The organism is Bacillus cereus group sp. BfR-BA-01360, assembly GCF_022663595.1.
GTDB lineage: Bacteria > Bacillota > Bacilli > Bacillales > Bacillaceae_G > Bacillus_A > Bacillus_A cytotoxicus.
In genome coordinates, this window is record NZ_JAKUFV010000031.1 from 24291 (window position 1) to 44753 (window position 20463).

Below are 20463 nucleotides of genomic sequence, written 5' to 3' on the forward strand. Positions count from 1 at the left end.
GGGGAATTTTCTATTAAGTATACCCCTTAGTTTGCCATGGATTTATTTCAAAACCCTATGAAGATACCTACTATACTTTATAAAGCGTGTAATGATGATGGGATTGCCGTGTTTTTTTACGGTTTCTTTCATGATATTTTACACATGCCTTGTAAATGTAACGAAAGCTGCGGTATCTCCGCAGCTTTTTTTGTACCCATTTGAATAAACCAAAATATATGACCAGCTCATTAAAATGTAATGAGTAGGTATCTTCGTTTATGATGTAAATCAATCATAGTGAGGAGAAAAGACAGTGAATCAAATGACTTTTGAAAAGTTGCAGTACAATGAATTGAAGGACATTGTTAAATCTTACTGTGTAAGTGGGTTAGGAAAGCGATTATTGGATCAATTAGAGCCAAGTACAAATATAAAGGTAGTACGAAATCGATTGAATGAAACGACGGAAGCGCGAGCGATATTAGATGCAGAAGGACATGTACCTTTTTTAGGTATTTCTAATATTGATAACATCATGCAAAAACTAGAAAAAGGAATGATTCTAGAGCCAAGCGAGTTCGTGAGTGTTTCAGATTTTTTACGGGGCTGTCGCAAGATTAAAAAGTTTATGTTAGATAAGGAATTTTTTGCACCAATGCTCGCAGCGTATGCAAATTCTATGTCCGAGTTTAAAAGCATAGAGGAAGAAATACAATTTTGTATAAAAGGAAACCGTGTTGATTCTGCTGCAAGTAAAGAATTAAAACGAATTCGAAATCAAATGGATTCGGTAGAGGGAAAAATAAAGGAACGGTTAAATAAATTTTTAAACAGTAGTGCAAATAAGAAGTATATACAAGAATTCTTCATTAGTAAAAAGGACGACCGATATACGATTCCGGTGAAAGCGTCTTATAAAAATCAAGTTGCAGGAACAATTGTTGCAGTTTCTTCTAAAGGTTCTACTGTTTTTATAGAACCAAATACTGTTACAACATTAAACGTGGAACTGGCAAGCTTACGAGCGGAAGAAGCGATGGAAGAATATCAAATATTAGCAACTCTCTCAGGAATGATATTAGAAAACATATATCAAATCAAAATAAATATAGAGCTAGTGAGTCAATATGATTTAGTATTTGCCAAAGCAAAATTTAGTAAGCAAATTGGCGGAATAGAACCAAAGTTAAATGATTACGGGTATATAAAGCTCGTTCATTGCAAGCATCCGCTTTTATCAGGAAAAGTGATACCGCTAAATTTTGAAATTGGTCAAAAGTATCGAAGTTTAATTATTACAGGACCAAATGCTGGGGGGAAAACGATTGTTCTGAAAACAATCGGATTATTAACATTAGCGGCAATGTCGGGGTTTCATATTGCAGGAGAGCGAGAAACGGAGATTGCTGTTTTTGAACATATCTTTGTAGATATCGGTGATAATCAAAGTATCGAAAATGCACTAAGTACATTTTCATCTCATATGAAAAATCTTTCAGAAATTATGGAAGTATCAAATAATAATACGCTGTTATTATTTGATGAAATAGGCAGCGGTACGGAACCGAATGAGGGAGCTGCGCTAGCGATTTCTATTTTAGAAGAGTTTTATCACATGGGCTGTATCACTGTCGCGACGACGCATTATGGTGAGATTAAGCGATTCTCAGAAATGCATAGTGACTTTATGAATGCAGCGATGCAATTTCATAGTGAAACATTGGAACCGATGTATCAATTATTAATTGGAAAATCGGGAGAAAGTAATGCACTTTGGATTTCTCGAAAAATGAATGTACGAGAACATGTATTGCAAAGAGCAAAAGAGTACATGGAAAACAAAGAATATCGTTTAGAAAAGCTACATGAAGGAAAAGTAAGAAAGCCTAAAATTGTAAAGCAAGCGGTAGAAGAGGCATATGCATATAAAAAAGGAGATCGCGTGAGATTATTAGATGATGATGAATTTGGAATTATATACCGAGAGAAAGATAACTTCTCCAACGTTGTCGTGTTTTCCAAAGAGCGGTTTATAGAAGTAAATAGTAAACGGATTGCTTTAGAGGTCGAGGCGAAGGAATTATATCCAGAAGGTTACGATTTAGATACGTTGTTTGTAGATTATAAAGAACGAAAAATGCAGCATGATATAGAGCGTGGATCAAAAAAAGCACTGCGTAACATTCAAAAAGAAATAAGAAAGAATAAAGGATAAGAGGTTATGCCAATAATTGTTAGACAAGAACGTGAAGAAGAGCATAAAAAAACAGAAGAAGTTGTACAACAGGCATTTTTACATGAAGAGTTTAGCGATAAGAGAGAGCATGAACTTGTAAGTCGTATTAGAAAATGTGATGCGTTTATTCCAGAATTATCATTAGTGGCGGTGGATCAAGAAATTATTGGTCATATCCTTTTATCTAAAATTCAAATAGTAGATGGTGATAAATGTATAGATTCGCTAGCACTTGCTCCAGTATCTGTTGCACCAGGGTATCAGAAAAAAGGAATTGGAAGTTTGTTGATTTCAAATGTATTAAGAAAAGCAAAAGAGCTTGGATACCATTCTGTCATTGTTTTAGGGCATAAAGAGTATTACACGAAATTTGGTTTTAAACCGACTCACCTATGGGATATACGTGCACCATTTGATGTGCCAGGCGAAGTGTTTATGGCAATGGAGTTAACGGAACATGCTCTTCAAAATGTGCAAGGTGTTGTTCAATATTCGGAAGCTTTTTCTGGATAGTACAAAAAAGGTAGCTAGAGAATTTCTTCTAGCTACCTTTTTGATATGTAAATTGAAATGATTAAGGAATGAATCAAATCTTTCTTGTATTTTTTCGACTTTTTAATAATCGGTGGCTTAGCACCAATTTCTAAAGAGAACGTAGTTGGGTTTTAGACATGTCATCAGTAAATGAAGAGGCAGCAGAGTTAAAAGAATTGCACGGTAGTGTGCATCAACTGCAAAGTGAAGTTCAACAGCTTAGACATGAAAGACTGGTTGTAGAAATTAAAAAAGGTGTTCAATGATTGGGGGATTGTGGTAACAAACAAGGTTTGCAGCACATCGCTGCAAACCTTGTTATATTAAATAACGTAAATATATATAAGCATGTGATAATAATAATGCAATGATGGTTAACGGTAAGCCAATTTTTAAGAAATCAAGGTAAGAAAATCTATGTCCTTCACGGTTCGCAATACCTGCTACGACCACGTTTGCGGATGCTCCGATTAAAGTTCCGTTTCCGCCTAGGCAAGCGCCGAGTGATAGTGCCCACCAAAGTACTTCGATTTGTGGCGAATCAACAGATAAGCCAAGCCCTGCTGCCAAGTCTTGAATAAGCGGAATCATCGTTGCGACAAATGGAATGTTATCAATGGTTGCGGATGCAGCTCCTGATACCCATAAAATAAGCATAGCTGCAAAGCCAATATCACCATTTGTTACATCAATTACGTCTTTAGCAAGAGATGAAATGAGCCCAATATCGATTAATCCACCAACAAGAACAAATAATCCGGCGAAGAAGAAAATCGTTACCCATTCAACGTGAGCGAATACATCTTCTAATTTGTGCTGCTTCACGCCAATTAGCATAAGGAGCGTCGCACCAGTCATTGCGATAACCGCTGCATCCACATGAATAATAGAGTGAAGAATAAAGCCGAGAATCGTTAAACCTAATATAGAAAGAGATTTGACGAGTAAGCTTTGATCACGAATATAGTCTTTTTCATTTAAAGTCATAAGTTTTGCAATTTGTTCAGGTGTTGTTTTCAATTTTTTCCTATACATAAAGTAAATAATAGTTAACGTAACGATAGAAATAATAAGAACAATGGGTGCTAAATTAAGTAAGAAAGCATTAAAATCTAGATGCTTATTCGCTGATCCAATCATAATATTTGGTGGGTCACCAATTAATGTCGCTGTACCACCAATATTTGAAAATAATACTTCTGAAATGAAGTAAGGAACAGGTTGTACTTTTAACATGCGTGTAATGGATAACGTAACAGGGACGATTAATAAAACGGTTGTAACGTTATCTAAAAATGCGGAACCGACGGCAGTTAATAGGGATAAAAATAATAAAATGCGAATGGGCTTTCCGCCTGCTGCTTTTGCTGCTTTAATCGCTACATACTCAAATACGCCTGATTGACTTGTAATATGAACAAGAATCATCATGCCGATGAGAAGGGTAATTGTTTCCCATTGAATATGAGATGTAAAAGCAGTATGTAAGTCTACAATGCTAAAAATAATCATAATAGCAGCACCGAACAGTGCAATAACAGCACGGTTCAATTTTTCCGAAATAATAAATCCGTATGTAATTAAAAATACGGCAATTGCAAAATAATATTGCAGGTTTGTTACTTCATGTGCTGAATGTTCCAATATGTCACCTTCTTTAAAATATGTATTCAATTGTCGAATTTATCCCTCCGTATAAAATATATTGTAGCAAATTAAAAAAGGAAAGAAAACGTTTTGCAATTGTAAGCGAAAACAAAATTTCACATACTATAAATTTGTAAAATAAAGTGCAAATTATTAGGAAAAGTAAGCATTCTGCTCTAATATAGAGATAGCAATTTACATTATTTTTGCGTAAAATGTTTTAAAGAGGTGAAATCCGATGGAAATAGTAAAAGATAAAACAGTTGTTCAACATGAAATTGAACGTTTTGTAAATAAAGATGTATATATTCATTTAGAAACAACAAATGGAGCATACGCTTCACATTTTAATGAAAAGATGATGACAGTTGGGGCATTCATTCGTAATGCTATCATTCGTTTTGAACGTGGTAAAATTGTTGGAACGAATCCGTACCGAGTTGGTCTGAAAATGGATCACGGCTGGGTATACGCTGAAGGTATTACACATTGGGAAGTGGACGAGCAAGGTCGTTTGTTACTTTCAGGTCATGATAATAAAGGGCGTCTGGCTGTAGCTCTTGAATTAAGCTTAACACCATTTAAATAAGAAGGAGGGGAAAATATGGAGAAACATGTATTAGTTGTATTTCCACATCCCGATGATGAATCCTATGCAGCAGGAGGAACAATTAGTTTATTAACAAGACAAGGAGTACCTGTAACATATGCGTGCGGAACGCTTGGTCAAATGGGAAGGAATATGGGGAAACATGTATTTGCAAACCGTGAGACAATCTCAAGTATTCGCGAAAAAGAATTAAAAGATGCATGTGAAGCAATGGGGATTACTGATTTAAGATTGCTCGGATTTCATGATAAAACATTAGAATTTGAAGATGTAGATTTTGTAGCTGATAAAATTGAAGCTGTCATTCGTGATGTGCAACCATCAAGAATTATTACATTCTATCCAGAACATGGTGTTCATCCAGACCATGACGCATTCGGACGTGCTACAGTTCGCGCTGTATCTCGCATGCCAAAAGAAACGCGTCCAGTGATACATGCTGTTGCGATTACAAAAAATCGTGAAGAAGTATTAGGAGAGCCGGATATTGTAAATAATATTAGTGAAGTCTTTGATCAAAAACTAGCAGCTTTGCGTGCGCATCGTTCGCAAACAGAAGCAATGCTAGAAGAAACAGAAGTGAAAATTCAAAATAAAGATGCTGCAGCATTAAAATGGTTGCAGATTGAAGAATTTTGGATTTATAAATGGGAATAGACAAGAAAATCGTTTCTTCTCATATTCCTTACGTATGAAAGAGATACCATTATGCGGTATCTCTTTTCTATTAGATAGGCACATTTTAAATGAATAGAACATACACTTACAGAACATCTTGAAAAGAGGGGGCTAAAGTATGTACTATTCATATGAGGATGTATACGGCTATTTTCGAGATGGTTATGAGTTAAGTGGAGAAATCGTTGCATTAGTTGATCCGTACGTTGTACAAACATTACAATCTATTGTAGGAAGAAGAATTACAGTTGAAACGATTCGAGGAAGTGTGAGTGGAACGTTAAGAAGTGTAAAACCAGATCATATTACATTAGAAGAAAAAGAAATACTTACATTTGTTCGCATGCAACAAATTGTATGGTTCACTCCTGAAAAATAAGAATACTCACAAAGAAAGATAAGAACCTACTATCTGTATGTATGGGAATTTACAATATATGTTATCTTAATGTTTATGAAGAGAAATAGTAAAAATGATAGCTTCACTCATACCCTCCTATAGATATTGATATGAGGAAAATGAGGTGCTTATTTTGTTGTTGTATAATCACATTTCTATCATGGTCCCTCCCATTCCGTAGCAAAAGAACGTTTTAATAATCTGAGATTTTCTAAGTTATAGGAGGGGATTAGAAATGAAAAAAGTCTCAGTGCCATCGCTATTGTTAATGATTATTCTTGTAGCATTTCCACAAATTGGTGAAACAATTTACACGCCATTTTTGCAAAGTACCTGAAGATGAAGAATCTTTTTCTTACTCTCTTGATGCAAATTTAATTGTAAAGGAGACAAAAGGGACATGGAGTTATTATGATTTGAATGATGAAGAAGTCAATCATTTATTGTCGGAAGAGCTTTGTTGTGTATTTTGAAAAACTGGAAGCGGTAGTTGCTGCTCAGTTTTTGTATTTCATAAATCAAAAAAAGTGGAGGTTTTCTTCATCCCCCACTGATTATGAGCCCTCACCAATCGGGCTGTTACGGGCAGCCCTACTCCCAGCTATCTTCCTTGCTTCTTTCTGAATCTTGAGGCGGGAGTCTTACTGCCCTAAAATAGCGGGATGAATGAAGTTGGGGAGGAATGAGTATGCAATATGTACATGTCGGAATTCATGTAAAGCATTTGGAGTAATGACTGGGAAGATAAGAATGAATGGGATGTATTCCAAAGAGTACGGAGTGAGATTGGAGAGCGAATTAAAACATTTGCTGAAACAGGAGAATGATTTAACCTAAAAAAGAGGCTTCCTACCTATAGGAGAGCCTCTTTTTTACATTATATTTTGAATGATTTTTTTAATAAAATCATAAACCAAACAAGACTTAGACCAATAAGAGAATGAGAAACTGCTACGATATACGTTAAGCCTTTAAAATCTGCACCATTTAGTTGAAGGAGTCCTCGTGTTGCCATGGAAGCAAGGGTTAATATTAACCCAATATTATGAACGATAAACCACATATCAAAACCTTTTATTTTATGGAATGCAAATGATTTTGCTAATGCTAGAGTGATTAAAAAGAATAAAAATCCTAGTACGAGCGTATGCGTATGTAAAAGATTTAGTAGAGTAGAGCCGAGAATGCCTTTTGCTTTTGCGTATTCTCTCGCAAATACACCAGCTAATAACCCGATAATCAAATATACAAACGATGCATAATATAATTTTTTCATGATTATGTTCCCCCTTGAAGTAGTCATGTTGTATTTGAAAGTAATAATCGTTACATATTTCTATGTTTTTAAACACTTCCTCTCATTTAACAAAGAGACTGCAATGAAATAGATATTCGGTAGTATCCTTATAATCTCACTTTTTGATTTTCCAAGGAGAAGCGAATAGATACAGCAACTTAACATCATGTCATGCATTAAGTTCTAGACTTGTTCTCTGTTCTAGTAACAAGTGTCAGAGTCTGAGTGATAAAAATGATAAAACTCCCAGATTTCTAGGAGTCATGGTACAACAACGAAAAGTTGCAATCATTGTAATTATAGGATATCTGTCTATACAAAACAATTGAACGTTATGTGAAAACTTATTTTATAGCGAAGAAATCCCCTTGATTTGTAAAAAGAAAATTTATATGATGGAAGAAAACACATGAACATATGAACATATATTCATGTGTTTTAGGACGAAAAGAGGGATGCACATGTTAGATGTGATTATAGTAGGAGCAGGTCAGGCAGGTTTAGTTATGGGGTATTACTTGCAAAGAGAAAACAATCACTTTGTCTTATTAGATGGAGAAGAGCGAATTGGTGATGTATGGAGAAAGCGATATGACTCTTTGCAGTTGTTTACACCGAGAGCTTATAGTGCATTGCCAGGTATGAGTTTAGCTGGAAAGCAAGATGGGTATCCAACGAAAGACGAAATTGCCAATTATTTAGAAGCATATGCAAAACATTTTTCTATACCAGTAAGGTTACAGATGAATGTTTCAAAGATAAGAAAAAAGGGGGATACATTTGAAGTCTATACTTCAGACAAGGTGCTACAAGCGAAACAAGTGATTGTTGCAGCAGGTGCCTTTCAAAAACCGTTCATTCCCTCTGTTTCCAAAAATCTTTCCAATGATATTTTTCAAATTCATTCTTCTCAATATCAATCACCAAAACAAATTCCTAATGGGCCAGTTCTTGTAGTTGGCGGTGGAAACTCCGGGACACAAATTGCGGTAGAGCTTGCGCAGTATCGCGATATTACGATTGCTGTTAGCCATCCGCTTTCTTTTTTACCATTAAAAATAATGGGAAAGAGCATTTTTGCTTGGCTTGAGAAAATCGGACTACTATATGCCGGAACCGATACGAGACGGGGAAGATGGTTTCAGAAACAGAAAGATCCCATATTTGGTTTTGAATGTAAGAGATTGATTCATAATGGGAAAATAACAGTAAAATCAAAGGTAGTAAGTGCATTGCAAAACAAAGTAATCTTTTCAGATGATAGCACATATGAAGTGCAAAATATAATTTGGTCCACAGGATTTATACCGAATTATCAATGGATTGAAATAGAAGGTGCAGTGAATCAAGCAGGTATGCCAATTCATACAAGAGGAGTTAGTGTAGTGTCAGGATTATACTATATAGGTTTACCTTGGCAACATCAAAGAGGTTCGGCGCTTCTATGTGGTGTAGCGCGAGATGCAGAGTTTATATTGTCAATCATAGAAGGACAAAAAAAGGATCGGTAACAAATCGTACCGATCAACTATATGTACATGAATTAGGAGAGGCCAATCTTTTATTACATTCATTATAAGTCATTTTAAGCAATGCGAAAATAGGAAGGGGAGCTTGAAATGTTGAGAAAGTTTTTTGTGATGAAACATAAAGAGAATGAAGAGTGCTCTATAGGAATAGGAACGGATTAGATGTATTTTTTTGAAATGATTTATGATAGATTGATAGCAAGAAGGGAAATTCTGTAAAAATGTTTTTTGATAAGTAAAGAGAGGGATGTAAGATGAAATTTGATGATCAACGCTTACTTGAAATTCGATTAGGTTCTCTACTAATAACAGAAGAAAATCAGTATTTAGTTATAAAGAAAAAGGATCATTATTCAGTATTAAACATTAAAACATTAGAATGTACACCGCTTGAAGTATCATTAGAACACATAGAAGAGATGCTTCAGGAAGACTTGCAGGAACATATACAAGAAATTATTGCACCAGAGCATTTAAAAATTGTTGCGAAAAATATTCTATAATGTAATAAATACACACTGTTTGTAAGGCTGATGTGATAAGACATCAGCCTTATGATTATGCGCTATATACACCATTTCAAAATAAGTCCCGCATGTACAAGGCCACCGCCAAATCCATATAAAAGTAATGTATTACCAGTAGTGATTTTTCCGTCTTTCAACCCAATATCAAGTGCTAGTGGAATAGAAGCAGCAGAAGTATTTCCGCAATATTGTAGACTCATAAGCGTGTTATCAAGAGAAATACCTGTTCGTTCACAAATGGATTCGATCATTCTTAAATTCACGCTATGTGGAATGAACCAATCAATATCGGTTACATGTAAATGATTTTTCTGTAGTAATTTTTGTACACCTTGAGGAACAGTATTTACAGCCCATTTGTAGACGGCTCTTCCGTTTTGAACGAGATAAGGTGTGTCTTGTAATTGTGCTCCATTCATCGTTTTAGATAAAGCTGTTTGATATAAATGAATTCCCCCAGAACCATTAGATCCCATATAAGTTCCTAAAAAACTAGGATTATGTTCGTCATATTCTACAAGAGCTGCACCAGCGCCGTCCCCGAAAAGGATGCAAGTAGTACGATCGCTATAATCTGTAATTTTTGACAGTGTTTCAGCGCCAATTACGAGTATCTTTTTGTTAGTCCTTGAAGTAATAAGGCCATTGGCAACAATTAATCCATAAACAAAACCTGCGCATGCTGCACTTAAATCAATTGCTCCTGTATGAGGGATGTCAAAATGAGTCTGAACTTGACTTGCGGTATTGGGGAACATGTAATCTGGTGTAGCAGTCGCAACAATAATTAAATCGACATCATCAATTGAAACATGGAATCGATCGATTAAGTTTTGGACAGCTCGAATGCATAAAGTTGTAGAGAATTCATTAGAGGAAGCGATTCTTCGTTCATGCATACCAGTTCGCTGAACAATCCATTCATCTGTCGTTTCTACAAGGTTTGATATATCTTCATTTGACAATACTTTCTCAGGCACATAAGTCCCAACAGCTGTAATTCGCGCTTTTGAATACATAATGACACCTACCTTTATTACTAGGTTATAAAACTTAATATAAATTGTATTATAATTTTTATGTTAATTCAATCATTTGTGAAATTCTAATTATTATTAAAAGAAAAAACAATCTTATTTATCTCCAAAAATATGTAGTAATATTTGAATGTAGAGGTTTTTATTACATGTTATTAACTGTTTAGATAATAAAAAAATAGTGTGGAAATTCAAAACAATAACGCTAAATTTAGAATAATAAAAATTATTTCAAGTATCCTTATTTTTGTATTCAATATATAGCTTTGTTTTTCTTTCATTTACATTAAAGGGGATAGAAATGTCCATTGCATATGCAATTTGGTCAGAAATGGGAAGTGTTACAATTACAATCGTTGATTTCTTTTATTTGGGGGAAAATATCAATTTGATTAAGGGATTGGCGATTTTTTATTAAGGTATGAGCCATTACATTTTTCAAATAATGAAATTGCATTATTTGGCTTTGTTGCAATTAATCACTATTATTTCTTATCTTTATTCGTTTTGCCTATGACAAAAATAAAACTATGCAATAAGGCATAGGATGCTGTTCAATTATAGGGCCCGTTTCTTCAGTAAGCGCAGTTTAACATATACAATTATATATTGAGTGAACAAAAGGGGGAAAAGTAAAGTAATGCAAAATCTAGAAATAAAAGAGAGTAAACTACTTGATGAAGATATTGAAGAGATTTCTGAACTTTTGAAAACTTTAGTAGATGATGGAGCGTCAATAGGTTTTTTACCTCCACTGGAACAAGAAGAAGCGATAAAGTATTGGCAAACTGTTTTAGCACCGGAGGTAATATTGTTTATTGCCAAAATCAACAATAAAGTGGCGGGCAGTGTTCAATTGCATTTAATTACAAAGCCAAATTTAGTTCAATAACATAGCAAAAAGTGATCAAACTTTATTTTAAACCTACATTAAAATGACTCAAAAACTCTTAGCGTGGTTATTTTCCAAAATGCTGACGATACCTTATGTTCATCAACCTAAGATTTTTTCATTCCCCCATAACGAAAATTTTATGCATCGTTGACTACTGATAACGAGAATTATGTAAATGGAGCTGCCCATGTGGACAGCTTATTTACATAATTCTCGTTATAGGAATCATACCCGCGGAACCGCCTAGTTCAAGTGTTCATGAATAAATATTTATTTTATATTTTTAAGACATTAAAAGGGTCTAGCCTCTCGCTTCACTTACCCCAGCCAACCACCAAGTTATGTCGTGAAATTACTGGTAAATGGGCTTACATACTCTTTGACAGGTGTAGAAATCACCTCCTGTTATTTGCATGCAACGCGCAAAACAACTTGGTTCAGATGAATATCACATGATTGCAGGAGAATTTGAGGACATTTCTACCGGTCCTAATGGTTCTGAACCGGGTATTGGTATCGGAATCTCTGGTATAGTTGGACAAGTCTTTATGGTACATTGTTGTTTATAATAGCAAATCGGTCTATTTCCAAAATAAACACAGTCAAGTACTGGAAAACAGTTTATACAGTACATAGTTTTTTCTCTCTCTTTAATTCATATATTAATCTAAGTGTAAATTAAGGTTTTATAAGGTATTTTAAGAGTTTTACATAGTCATTCAAATTATAGATTATGAGTAATTTATCTAATGTGATTGGGTAGTTTTAAGTTTTTACTTGTCTAGGGGGAAAGTACTAAATAGACAAGATATTTATTAGATTTTTTAATTTAGATATTTATTTAAAAAAGTTAAATATTGATTGGTTAATCGCCCATACATAAATTGTAAATGGGCATATGTTTTATAGGAAATGGAGTGTATTGGAGGGATTTTTATGTTTTATGACCAATATAGTTATAATTTAAACTTTCGTGGTCCTGTTAACACTTTTTATGAACATATTAATGGGGCAGGTTCTTCTTTCACAATGAACTCAGGAGAATTTAAAGAAGTTTTGGAAGACTGGTGGAGTGATAGAATTTCTTCTGTGCTTGTTGCACCTCTTACTTTAGTGGTTTTATATCAACATAGAGGTTTCGGGGGGAGAGTTAGGTATCTTGTAAATACAGGGAATTCTCCTCAACTTTTTAATCTTGTAGAAGGTGGTTGGGGGGACAATACTTCATCAATTAAAACATATAGACTTTGTTATTAGGTGGAATATGGACATTTTAACATTTGTATTTTAGTTAGGTATTTTTTTTATTAATCCAAAGCATAGCTTTGGATTAATAAGGCATTCATCCAATTTTATATGGACAATTATCTAAAAACTTTACAGTTAAATATAATGTCATTGACTGCGAAGTTGTATCAATAATTAATATTAAGATGATTAATATAGCCTAGAAAAAGAGTATTGGAGAGATGTTTATGTATTATAATCCAAATAATTACAATCCAAATAACTATGATCCAAGTAATTACAATCCAAGTAATTACAATCCTGATTCTTATGAAAATATAGATGTTAGACAAAGTACAGTCGAATTCTTTGAACATATAAACGCAACTGGTTCGTCATTTAATGTAAATCTAGGAAATGATGTAGAATATGTCGGAGATGTGTGGAATGATAAAATTTCTTCTGTAAGATGCCCACCTAGATCTTTAGTAGCTTTGTATGAGCATAGAGGCTTCAAAGGTAGGATTATTTTACTAATAACTAGAGGTAACAATTCACGTGTGGTTAATCTTCATACGCATTTAGATTTTAATGATCAACTTTCATCGATTCGAACTTTTCGAATTTGCTAAAAGAGCTTCAGATTAACCCTCACTTAAATATGTCAAATAACTAGAATTATTAATTGTGGGATAGCTTAACATTAAAGATGTAATTTAGTTTTCTTTTAATTGTAAAGATTAATCTTGATGAATACTATATGTATGTAAGGTTAATATAACGTCCTATTATAGGTAGCGAATTTTTCATAGAATCCTTGTCAATACAAGGATTCTTATTTTTAGTGCGCCCAGCATGTGCATATTCTCTAGGGTTCAAGTCCCGAATTGTGAAGGCAGTAGTAACGATTAGCTTAAGACAAGGGTGTCCGTGGTGACGCGGAATCTGAAGGAAGTCGGCGGCAAATCTCCGGTCTGAGGAACACGAACTTCATATAAGGCTAGGTATCATTGGATGAGATTGCTAAACAAATCAAAGTCCTTACTGCCAAAGGTGATACAGAGTAAATGAAGCAGATAGGTGGAGAGGAAGAATATGTGCTTACCTGGGGAGGTCTGATTGATACGTCAAGTGAACTTGATAACCTTACTTATGAAAGTAAGCTGAACAATCGGAAGTTAGCAGAGGTCATAGTACCTATCTCGGCGAAAAGATAGGGAAGGACTGAACAATTAGGAAGAACATTACACTGGGCGTTCACTCTTTATGTAGAAGCAGACAATCCAAACGGACTTACTTGAGGGAGGAAATGGTGAATACATGGGGGACTACTTCAAGAGGGCTGAGTAAAGAGTGGCACAAACAGAAAGTAACGTTCACGAAGAAAGGAATATCAAAATGTTGATGAAACAACTATTGTCACGGGAAACCTTAATCATGGCTCTGAAAAGAGTCGAACAAAGGGAGTCATGGAATCGACAACATGCCCGTAACATTCCTACGAAGGCATGTGTACGAGAATTGGCAAATCATTCGCGAGCAAAATTGAGGAAGGAACATATATACCTTCTCCTGTCCGTCGTATCGAAATCCCGAAACCAAACGGAGGAGTAAGGGTATTAGGTATCCCAACCGTGACAGACCGCTTCATCCAACAAGCAATCTCTCAAATCTTAACTCCCATATTTGATCCTACGTTTTCACCAAATAGCTATGGCTTTCGCCCGAATAAAAGAGGACATGATGCCGTAAGGAAAGCGAGAACGTATATAAAGGAAGGGTACAAATAGGTAATAGACATGGATTTAGAGAAAGTCTTTGACAAAGTAAACCATGATAAATTGATGGCAATTATCGCAAAGAAAGTGAAGGACAAACGAATACTTCGACTGATTCGAAGATACTTACAATCGGGTGTAATGATAAGTGGAGTAGTAAGAGACACTTACGAAGGAACACCACAAGGTGGACCGTTAAGCCCCCTATTATCGAATATCCTCTTGAATGAACGAGATAAAGAACTAGAAGCTAGAGGTCTCCGATTTGTAAGATATGCGGATGACTGTAATATTTACGTGAAATCAAGAAAAGCTGGAATCCGTGTGAAAGAATCGGTTACAACCTTCATTGAAAAGAAATTAAAGTTAAAGGTAAACCAAGAGAAGTCAGCAATTGACCGACCTTGGAAGAGAAATTTTCTTGGGTTTAGCTTTACGTTAGGGAAAGAAGTAAAGATTAGAATCTCCAACGAAAGTAAGAAACGAGTGAAGAAGAAAATTCGAGAACTTACAGCGAGGTCAAAATCTATATCAATGGAACAAAGAATGGAGAAACTCAATCAATATCTAATTGGATGGTGTGGATATTATGCATGAAGTGACACACCAACCATATTTCAAGAATTGGACAAATGGACTCGGAGAAGACTTCGGATGATTGTGTGGAAACAATGGAAGTTACCAAGAACAAGAAGGAAGAAGCTTCAATCTTTCGGTATTTCCAAACAGATAGCATACGAATGGGGGAACTCTAGAAAACAATATTGGAGAATCTCAAAAAGTCCAATTCTACAAAGAACCCTAGACAATTCGTATTGGGAAAGTCTAGGGCTCAGAAGTTTGAGTAATAGATATTCAATGATTCGTCAGACTTAATTGAACCGCCGTATACGGAACCGTACGTACGGTGGTGTGAGAGGTCGAGGGTTAATCACCCTCTCCTACTCGATTAGTCTTTATTTTCTGATTGGGAAATATTTTCAAAAATGGTGAATAATTTGCTGAAAAATAGTATAATTGTCGAAGGGAGAAGTGAAAAAAGGAAGGAATATGGTTTTTTGTTAAATTATAGGAAGGTTTTAAGTAGTTTAGTAGCAGCTGGAATTTTATTTTCTGGTTTCACAAGTGCTGAAGCTTCTTCAGAAGGAGTAAATAATTTAAGTAATCAAGATAAGGAATTGTTAGAAAAAGCTTGGAAAGTCTCAGAGGAAACAGCCTTTAAACAAGAAAAAGAAGTTTTATCACAAATGAAAAAAGATGGTTATTCAATTAAAAACTCTCCAATGTTAAATCAAGAAGTAGAGAGATTAAAAGAAGAAAATCCAGAAAAACATGAATATCTTTCAAATCTTACTAAATCAAATAAAATTAATAATAAAGGATTAAAACAACAATCTTCTATTGCCAATACGAGTCCTTATTATGGTGATGCTTTAGGGTCAGCTGGAGATATTTTATTCAAATACTTGGGGATTTCAGCATGGTCATACAGCTATTGTAGATTGGGATAGAAGTTATATGATTGATGCTACTCCTACATATGGTGTTAAGAGAAGACCAAATAAATGGAGAAACTATAAAACTGAAGTAGCTTTAATTGTAAATGGTGCTAAAGGTGGCCAAACTACAAATACTGTGGATTTTGCACTTAGTAAAGAAGGATCACCATACACAATATGGACAACTAAATGGTCTGAAAGTGAATATTATTGTTCTAAGTTAGTTTGGCAAGCATGGAAAAAACAAGGATTTGATTTAGATTCTAATATTGGTGGTACTCGTGTTACAGATAAAGTGTTGCTAAATCAGTTTGTTTTAGCCAGTAGAAATACATATGTCTAATAAAACTACTGCTTATTATAGTACTTCGAATTAAAAAGAAATCGTTTACATGTTTATAAAAGGATTGCTTAATTTCTAATTAAGTAGTTGTAAACGCCAGAATAAATTTTACAGTTTTCGCTAATATGAACTTTACATTTTTATCCACATTTGTCGCCCACTTTATTTGGAGAAGCAGGTATGATAGCCTTGTAGAATCAGCCATGGTTCTGTTATTACTAAGGCTTCAAGGCTGTTTATCATACCTGTAGAGGCTCCATATCAAGTGGGCTATGCGTAATCTAATGTGTAAAAGGAAACTTAGCAGAAATTGTAAAATTCTCCTTGGCGTTTACAGTTATATCTAAGTAATATAGGGGGTTTTTATGGGAATTATAGAAGTTAAAAATTTAGAGAAATCATTTACTATTGAAAGGAAAATGATAAATATCTTGAAAGGGATAAACCTTGAAATAAAGCAAGGTGAATTCTTATGTATAATGGGTGCAAGTGGATCAGGTAAAACTACATTATTACAATTATTGGGAGGAATAGATGTACCAACTGCAGGGGTAATTCACATAGGGGATACAGAAATTTCAATGCTAAATGAAAAGGAATTGGCGTTATTCCGAAGAAGAAAGATTGGGTTTATTTTTCAGCAATTCAATCTTATACCGATATTTAATGCAGAAGAAAATGTTGCGCTTCCATTATTATTAGATGGTGTTAAACAACAAAAAGCAAATGAACAAGCAAAGAAGCTTTTAAAAATTGTTGGCTTAGAAGGGAAAGAAAGAAATCTACCCTCCCAACTTTCTGGAGGTCAACAACAACGAGTTGCAATTGCTAGGGCTTTTGCAAATAATCCAGAAATTATATTAGCGGATGAACCGACTGGTGCTTTAGATTCGGAAAATAGTAAAAATATAATTACCGTACTTAGGGATGCTTGTGATGATTTAAATCAAACAGCTGTGGTAGTAACACATGATCCTTTTGTAGCAGCTCATGCAGATAGAGTAGTTTTCCTATTAGATGGTGCAATAATTCATGAATATAGAGAGACTAAAGAAAATATTCATGAAAAAGTTAAACGTATTCAAGAAATTATGAACAAATATTTTCAGTAGGATAGGAGGTTCTGTAAATGTGGACTTTTAAATATGCGTTAAAGTCAATAAAAGAAAATCATTTAAGAACAATACTCATTATCCTTGGTACGGCTTTAGGTGTAATGTTGGCCACCATGTTGTTACTTGGAAATAAATCTGTAGAAGAAACTGTAAAGCAGCAAGTTATTAATAACTATGGTGACTATAACTTTCAATTTGGTTATCTAAAGAATGATAAGTATTTGGATGATGAAGAAGTAAATAAAATAAAAAAACTTGTAAGTTTGAAAACTGTATCGAAGGTATTGATCCCATATGTAATACCTAATAACCCAGAAATCTCAAATCAGCCATCATATTGGGGAGTTGAGCAAAATTCACCTGAAATTCGTTCTTATAAGATTGTTCAAGGTAGGTACCCAGAAAAAGGAGCTGAAGTTGCACTTACAAAGTCTTATATAGAAAAAAACAACCTTAAACTAGGTGAAGAAATCAAAATGCCCTTCCCACCTTTTAATGAAAAAACAGTGAAAATAGTTGGAATTCTTAATCCACCTACAATGGCTGCAATGAAGCAAACTGCATTTTTTCCTATTAAATGGCTACAAGATGAATTAAATTTGAAAAAAAAATATAATTTAGTGCAAGTTAAAACAGTCAATGCTAGTGAAGAAAAATCTTTAGTTTCTGAAATCAAAAGTGTGCTGGGCGATGTGAAAATTGATCAGCGTGTATATGTAGAGAAAGCCTTTGATCGTTTAAATGTAATGAAACCTTTAATCTGGGGGTTAGGTGGTGTTGCATTATTTGTAGTAGCTCTTTTAGTCATGGGAAGCTTTTTCTTGTCTGTACGTGATCGATTTAAACAATGGGCTTTATTACGTGCTCTTGGTAGTGGATCTACACAAATCATTGGTGTAGTAATAATTGAATCGTTAATAATCGGAAGTATAGGTTCTTTAGTAGGAGTTTTATCTGGAACTTTATTTTACCGTTTGGCTGCTGGACTTATTAATAGATGGATAGGTGTGGGAAGTGTTGATAACGAAATTTTTATAATCCCATGGAATCTATTAATTTTGACTTTAATTTTGGGGATTATTATGTCTATAGTAGGATCAATTATTCCAGCGATGTCAATAAGAAAAGTTCCTCCTGTACAAGCTTTTAGACCTGGATTTCTTTCTGCCGAAGAAAAAGAGAAAAAAATAAGTATAATTAGCTTCTTTATAGCGATATTGGGTATTGCTATTGGAGTAAGTGCAAGTTTCACAGAGAAGTTTTTCAAAATAAATATTAGTCCTATAGGTACATTTTTATTTGTGGTAGGTTTATTATTTTCCATACCATTTATTATTCGAGTTATGGCACCTATAATCACGAAACCGTTCCAAATTTTCTTTCGTATAGAAACCTCTATAAGTAGCCGAAATGTAATTCGTAATCGACAAAAAGCAGCAATATCGGTTGCAATAATATCATTTGGATTTATGTTAGCCTTAGTAGGGAGTATGTATATGAATTCAATGAAGGAAGGTATGAAACAAGGGATAAAGGAAAGTATGCCTTCAGACTTAGTTATTCGTATTCCAATGTTAATGCGTGGGAATGAATATATTCCTTTTGAATGGTTAGAAAAAGTTAAGCAGATAGAAGGTGTGAAAGATGTTGTTGCTATAGCGACGGATACTCAATCTCAATTAGTTGATTACGATTTTAAAAAGTCTGATCCTGAATGGTATGACTATATGCGTAAACAAAATATTGATTTTAAAAATATAGAGGTTTCTGGGGTAGATCTGGTTGAATTTAGTAAGATTAAAAAAATAAAAGTAGTATCAGGGAAAAGTTTACAGGAACCTTTAAAAAATGGTGAGGGAATTATTTCAAAGAAAACAGCTGATTATTTAGGAATAAAATTGAATGATAAAATTAAAATCCAATCGCAAAATCATAAGCCACAATTTATTAAGATTACGTCAATATTAGAAAAAAATTTACAAATGAATACAAGGGCAGTATTAGTTAATGAAGAATGGGGAAAAAAGAATTTTCATATAAAAGGTTATGAATCTATAGAAATAATGATAGATCCTCATAAAAATATTAATAGTATAGAACAGAAGATTAATCGAGTTATAAAAAATGGAGCCAATATAGAACTTATTAATAGTACAGATTTATTAAGAGAGCAACAAACGTTGTTAAATCAAATGTTACTATTAATTCAGCTATTGGTTGGTATTATTTTTATAATTTCCGGGATTGGTTTGATGAATGCAATTATAGCAAGTATATACGAACGTCGTGCTGAAATTAGTATGATTCGAGCAGTTGGTGCAATTCCAGGACAAATGAAAAAAATTATTTGGTTAGAAGGGACTTTTTTAGGGCTAATAGCGAGTGTTATTGGGGTGCTAGGAGGAATAATATTTAGCTATATTGTCTTGCCTAGTTTGGATTTAAGTGTGATAGATATTCCTTATGTACAAATAGTATTTTTAGTCGTAATTAGTATATTATTGGGGACATGTGCAGGATTAATTGCTTCTTATCAACTTAAAAAATTTAAATTACAGGATACATTAAAGGAGCTATCCTCTTAATTTAAAAGTATAGTATACATTAAAGGAGCTATCCTCTTAATTTAAAAGTATAGTATACATTTATAATACAGTTTATTCAATTGGTATGATGATTGGGCCAATAGCTAGCAGTACTATAGCAGATGCATTTGGATTAACAATATCCTACATGACAATAGCCGCTATTGTTCTACTATACATGATATTTTTAACTACAACTTCGCGATCTCAATCTTGATATAATTGTATATGAGTTCTCTAGTGAATAAAAAATTTAATCTAATCTATTAAGCTTGTATATGCTAAACATTAATAGCCCAAAAAGTTTTGGATAAGTAATAGTTTATGAGATTAAATAAATATAAAACTAAGATTCTAATCTTACAGAATGAATTAAGAGGAGAATGGGAAGGCCGTGCTTTTGAAGGTTTTGACCAACAGTTTAATCAATTAAAACCAAAAGTACAGAATTTCGCACAGTTATTACAAGACATTAATATGCAGCTTAATAAAACTGCAGAAGCTGTTGCTTCTCATGATGAAGAATTATCACGTAATTTCGGTT

Annotated in this window: 18 protein-coding genes and 6 pseudogenes; 21 read left to right on the plus strand and 3 right to left on the minus strand. The window is 34.0% G+C overall.

Features of this window, described 5'->3' with window-relative positions; all coding sequences use genetic code 11:
• Nucleotides 1–295: 295 nt before the first annotated feature.
• The 3 genes from MR056_RS20020 to MR056_RS22325 all read left to right on the plus strand — a co-directional run bounded on the left by MR056_RS20020 (nucleotide 296) and on the right by MR056_RS22325 (nucleotide 3018).
• Nucleotides 296–2197: an endonuclease MutS2 gene (locus MR056_RS20020; protein WP_048723772.1), complete on the plus strand. Its 1902-nt coding sequence runs from the start codon at nucleotides 296–298 to the stop codon at nucleotides 2195–2197.
• Between the two features lie 6 nt (nucleotides 2198–2203).
• Nucleotides 2204–2731 carry a GNAT family N-acetyltransferase gene (locus MR056_RS20025; protein ID WP_048723774.1) on the plus strand — a complete coding sequence of 176 codons (528 nt, stop codon included), beginning with the start codon at nucleotides 2204–2206 and terminating at the stop codon, nucleotides 2729–2731.
• A gap of 158 nt (nucleotides 2732–2889) precedes the next feature.
• Entirely contained in the window at nucleotides 2890–3018 is a 129-nt protein-coding gene (locus MR056_RS22325; protein ID WP_012094640.1) for a hypothetical protein, read from the plus strand.
• Between the two features lie 52 nt (nucleotides 3019–3070).
• On the opposite strand, the gene MR056_RS20030 is transcribed toward MR056_RS22325, so the two are convergent.
• Nucleotides 3071–4396 (minus strand): ArsB/NhaD family transporter, encoded by a 1326-nt coding sequence (locus tag MR056_RS20030; RefSeq protein WP_048723777.1) that lies wholly within the window; start codon nucleotides 4394–4396, stop codon nucleotides 3071–3073.
• A 241-nt stretch (nucleotides 4397–4637) separates the two neighbouring features.
• Between MR056_RS20030 and MR056_RS20035 the strand changes: the two genes are divergently transcribed.
• The 5 genes and pseudogenes from MR056_RS20035 to MR056_RS20055 form a co-directional block, all read left to right on the plus strand.
• Nucleotides 4638–4988, plus strand: coding sequence for a YojF family protein (locus tag MR056_RS20035; protein WP_012094638.1), 351 nt, complete (start codon nucleotides 4638–4640; stop codon nucleotides 4986–4988).
• A 15-nt stretch (nucleotides 4989–5003) separates the two neighbouring features.
• Nucleotides 5004–5666, plus strand: coding sequence for a bacillithiol biosynthesis deacetylase BshB2 (bshB2, locus tag MR056_RS20040; RefSeq protein ID WP_012094637.1), 663 nt, complete (start codon nucleotides 5004–5006; stop codon nucleotides 5664–5666).
• Between the two features lie 139 nt (nucleotides 5667–5805).
• Complete coding sequence (locus MR056_RS20045) at nucleotides 5806–6066, plus strand: YuzF family protein (RefSeq protein ID WP_048723780.1); 261 nt, start codon at nucleotides 5806–5808, stop codon at nucleotides 6064–6066.
• A 383-nt stretch (nucleotides 6067–6449) separates the two neighbouring features.
• Nucleotides 6450–6560: pseudogene (gene arsR / locus MR056_RS20050) on the plus strand (arsenical resistance operon transcriptional regulator ArsR); the annotation flags it as partial.
• Between the two features lie 279 nt (nucleotides 6561–6839).
• Nucleotides 6840–6914, plus strand: a pseudogene (locus MR056_RS20055) (arsenate reductase); the annotation flags it as partial.
• Nucleotides 6915–6964: 50 nt separating this feature from the next.
• Here MR056_RS20055 and MR056_RS20060 read toward each other — a convergent pair.
• Nucleotides 6965–7363 (minus strand): DUF2871 family protein, encoded by a 399-nt coding sequence (locus MR056_RS20060; protein WP_012094634.1) that lies wholly within the window; start codon nucleotides 7361–7363, stop codon nucleotides 6965–6967.
• Between the two features lie 482 nt (nucleotides 7364–7845).
• Here MR056_RS20060 and MR056_RS20065 point away from each other — a divergent pair, with 482 nt between their 5' ends.
• Nucleotides 7846–8895 (plus strand): flavin-containing monooxygenase, encoded by a 1050-nt coding sequence (locus MR056_RS20065; RefSeq protein WP_048723783.1) that lies wholly within the window; start codon nucleotides 7846–7848, stop codon nucleotides 8893–8895.
• A 272-nt stretch (nucleotides 8896–9167) separates the two neighbouring features.
• Nucleotides 9168–9416: a hypothetical protein gene (locus MR056_RS20070; protein WP_048723785.1), complete on the plus strand. Its 249-nt coding sequence runs from the start codon at nucleotides 9168–9170 to the stop codon at nucleotides 9414–9416.
• Between the two features lie 62 nt (nucleotides 9417–9478).
• Here the strand turns inward: MR056_RS20070 and MR056_RS20075 are convergent, their stop codons facing one another.
• On the minus strand, nucleotides 9479–10459 hold the full coding sequence (locus tag MR056_RS20075; RefSeq protein ID WP_048723787.1) for a ketoacyl-ACP synthase III: 981 nt from the start codon (nucleotides 10457–10459) through the stop codon (nucleotides 9479–9481).
• Nucleotides 10460–10705: 246 nt separating this feature from the next.
• Here MR056_RS20075 and MR056_RS20080 point away from each other — a divergent pair.
• From MR056_RS20080 to MR056_RS20130, 11 genes and pseudogenes are all read left to right on the plus strand, one after another.
• A pseudogene (locus MR056_RS20080) lies at nucleotides 10706–10892 on the plus strand (DMT family transporter); the annotation flags it as partial.
• Nucleotides 10893–11117: 225 nt separating this feature from the next.
• Nucleotides 11118–11357, plus strand: a pseudogene (locus MR056_RS20085) (GNAT family N-acetyltransferase); the annotation flags it as partial.
• A 428-nt stretch (nucleotides 11358–11785) separates the two neighbouring features.
• The gene (locus MR056_RS20090; protein WP_157671226.1) at nucleotides 11786–11941 is read left to right on the plus strand and encodes a hypothetical protein; all 156 of its coding nucleotides are present in this window, start codon (nucleotides 11786–11788) and stop codon (nucleotides 11939–11941) included.
• A gap of 367 nt (nucleotides 11942–12308) precedes the next feature.
• Entirely contained in the window at nucleotides 12309–12629 is a 321-nt protein-coding gene (locus tag MR056_RS20095; RefSeq protein WP_048723789.1) for a hypothetical protein, read from the plus strand.
• A 218-nt stretch (nucleotides 12630–12847) separates the two neighbouring features.
• Nucleotides 12848–13231: a beta/gamma crystallin domain-containing protein gene (locus MR056_RS20100; RefSeq protein WP_041809842.1), complete on the plus strand. Its 384-nt coding sequence runs from the start codon at nucleotides 12848–12850 to the stop codon at nucleotides 13229–13231.
• A gap of 766 nt (nucleotides 13232–13997) precedes the next feature.
• Nucleotides 13998–15253: pseudogene (ltrA, locus tag MR056_RS20105) on the plus strand (group II intron reverse transcriptase/maturase).
• Between the two features lie 110 nt (nucleotides 15254–15363).
• On the plus strand, nucleotides 15364–15888 hold the full coding sequence (locus MR056_RS20110) for a hypothetical protein (protein WP_087098920.1): 525 nt from the start codon (nucleotides 15364–15366) through the stop codon (nucleotides 15886–15888).
• Between the two features lie 7 nt (nucleotides 15889–15895).
• A complete protein-coding gene (locus MR056_RS20115; protein WP_012094624.1) occupies nucleotides 15896–16219 on the plus strand; it encodes a YiiX/YebB-like N1pC/P60 family cysteine hydrolase in 324 nt (107 codons plus the stop codon).
• A gap of 365 nt (nucleotides 16220–16584) precedes the next feature.
• The gene (locus tag MR056_RS20120) at nucleotides 16585–17331 is read left to right on the plus strand and encodes an ABC transporter ATP-binding protein (RefSeq protein ID WP_012094623.1); all 747 of its coding nucleotides are present in this window, start codon (nucleotides 16585–16587) and stop codon (nucleotides 17329–17331) included.
• Between the two features lie 17 nt (nucleotides 17332–17348).
• Nucleotides 17349–19919: an FtsX-like permease family protein gene (locus tag MR056_RS20125; protein ID WP_087098918.1), complete on the plus strand. Its 2571-nt coding sequence runs from the start codon at nucleotides 17349–17351 to the stop codon at nucleotides 19917–19919.
• 360 nt (nucleotides 19920–20279) lie between these two features.
• Nucleotides 20280–20463: pseudogene (locus tag MR056_RS20130) on the plus strand (WXG100 family type VII secretion target); the annotation flags it as partial.

Excerpts from the sequence above, each read along its gene's own strand:
- MR056_RS20110 (WP_087098920.1), top strand. The coding sequence starts at position 15,364 with ATGGTGAATAATTTGCTGAAAAATAGTATAATTGTCGAAGGGAGAAGT.
- MR056_RS20115 (WP_012094624.1), top strand. The coding sequence starts at position 15,896 with ATGATTGATGCTACTCCTACATATGGTGTTAAGAGAAGACCAAATAAA.
- MR056_RS22325 (WP_012094640.1), top strand. The coding sequence starts at position 2,890 with ATGTCATCAGTAAATGAAGAGGCAGCAGAGTTAAAAGAATTGCACGGT.
- MR056_RS20035 (WP_012094638.1), top strand. The coding sequence starts at position 4,638 with ATGGAAATAGTAAAAGATAAAACAGTTGTTCAACATGAAATTGAACGT.
- MR056_RS20120 (WP_012094623.1), top strand. The coding sequence starts at position 16,585 with ATGGGAATTATAGAAGTTAAAAATTTAGAGAAATCATTTACTATTGAA.
- MR056_RS20125 (WP_087098918.1), top strand. The coding sequence starts at position 17,349 with ATGTGGACTTTTAAATATGCGTTAAAGTCAATAAAAGAAAATCATTTA.
- MR056_RS20070 (WP_048723785.1), top strand. The coding sequence starts at position 9,168 with ATGAAATTTGATGATCAACGCTTACTTGAAATTCGATTAGGTTCTCTA.
- MR056_RS20060 (WP_012094634.1), bottom strand. The coding sequence starts at position 7,363 with ATGAAAAAATTATATTATGCATCGTTTGTATATTTGATTATCGGGTTA.
- MR056_RS20090 (WP_157671226.1), top strand. The coding sequence starts at position 11,786 with ATGCAACGCGCAAAACAACTTGGTTCAGATGAATATCACATGATTGCA.
- MR056_RS20045 (WP_048723780.1), top strand. The coding sequence starts at position 5,806 with ATGTACTATTCATATGAGGATGTATACGGCTATTTTCGAGATGGTTAT.
- MR056_RS20065 (WP_048723783.1), top strand. The coding sequence starts at position 7,846 with ATGTTAGATGTGATTATAGTAGGAGCAGGTCAGGCAGGTTTAGTTATG.
- bshB2 (WP_012094637.1), top strand. The coding sequence starts at position 5,004 with ATGGAGAAACATGTATTAGTTGTATTTCCACATCCCGATGATGAATCC.
- MR056_RS20095 (WP_048723789.1), top strand. The coding sequence starts at position 12,309 with ATGTTTTATGACCAATATAGTTATAATTTAAACTTTCGTGGTCCTGTT.
- MR056_RS20075 (WP_048723787.1), bottom strand. The coding sequence starts at position 10,459 with ATGTATTCAAAAGCGCGAATTACAGCTGTTGGGACTTATGTGCCTGAG.
- MR056_RS20025 (WP_048723774.1), top strand. The coding sequence starts at position 2,204 with ATGCCAATAATTGTTAGACAAGAACGTGAAGAAGAGCATAAAAAAACA.
- MR056_RS20100 (WP_041809842.1), top strand. The coding sequence starts at position 12,848 with ATGTATTATAATCCAAATAATTACAATCCAAATAACTATGATCCAAGT.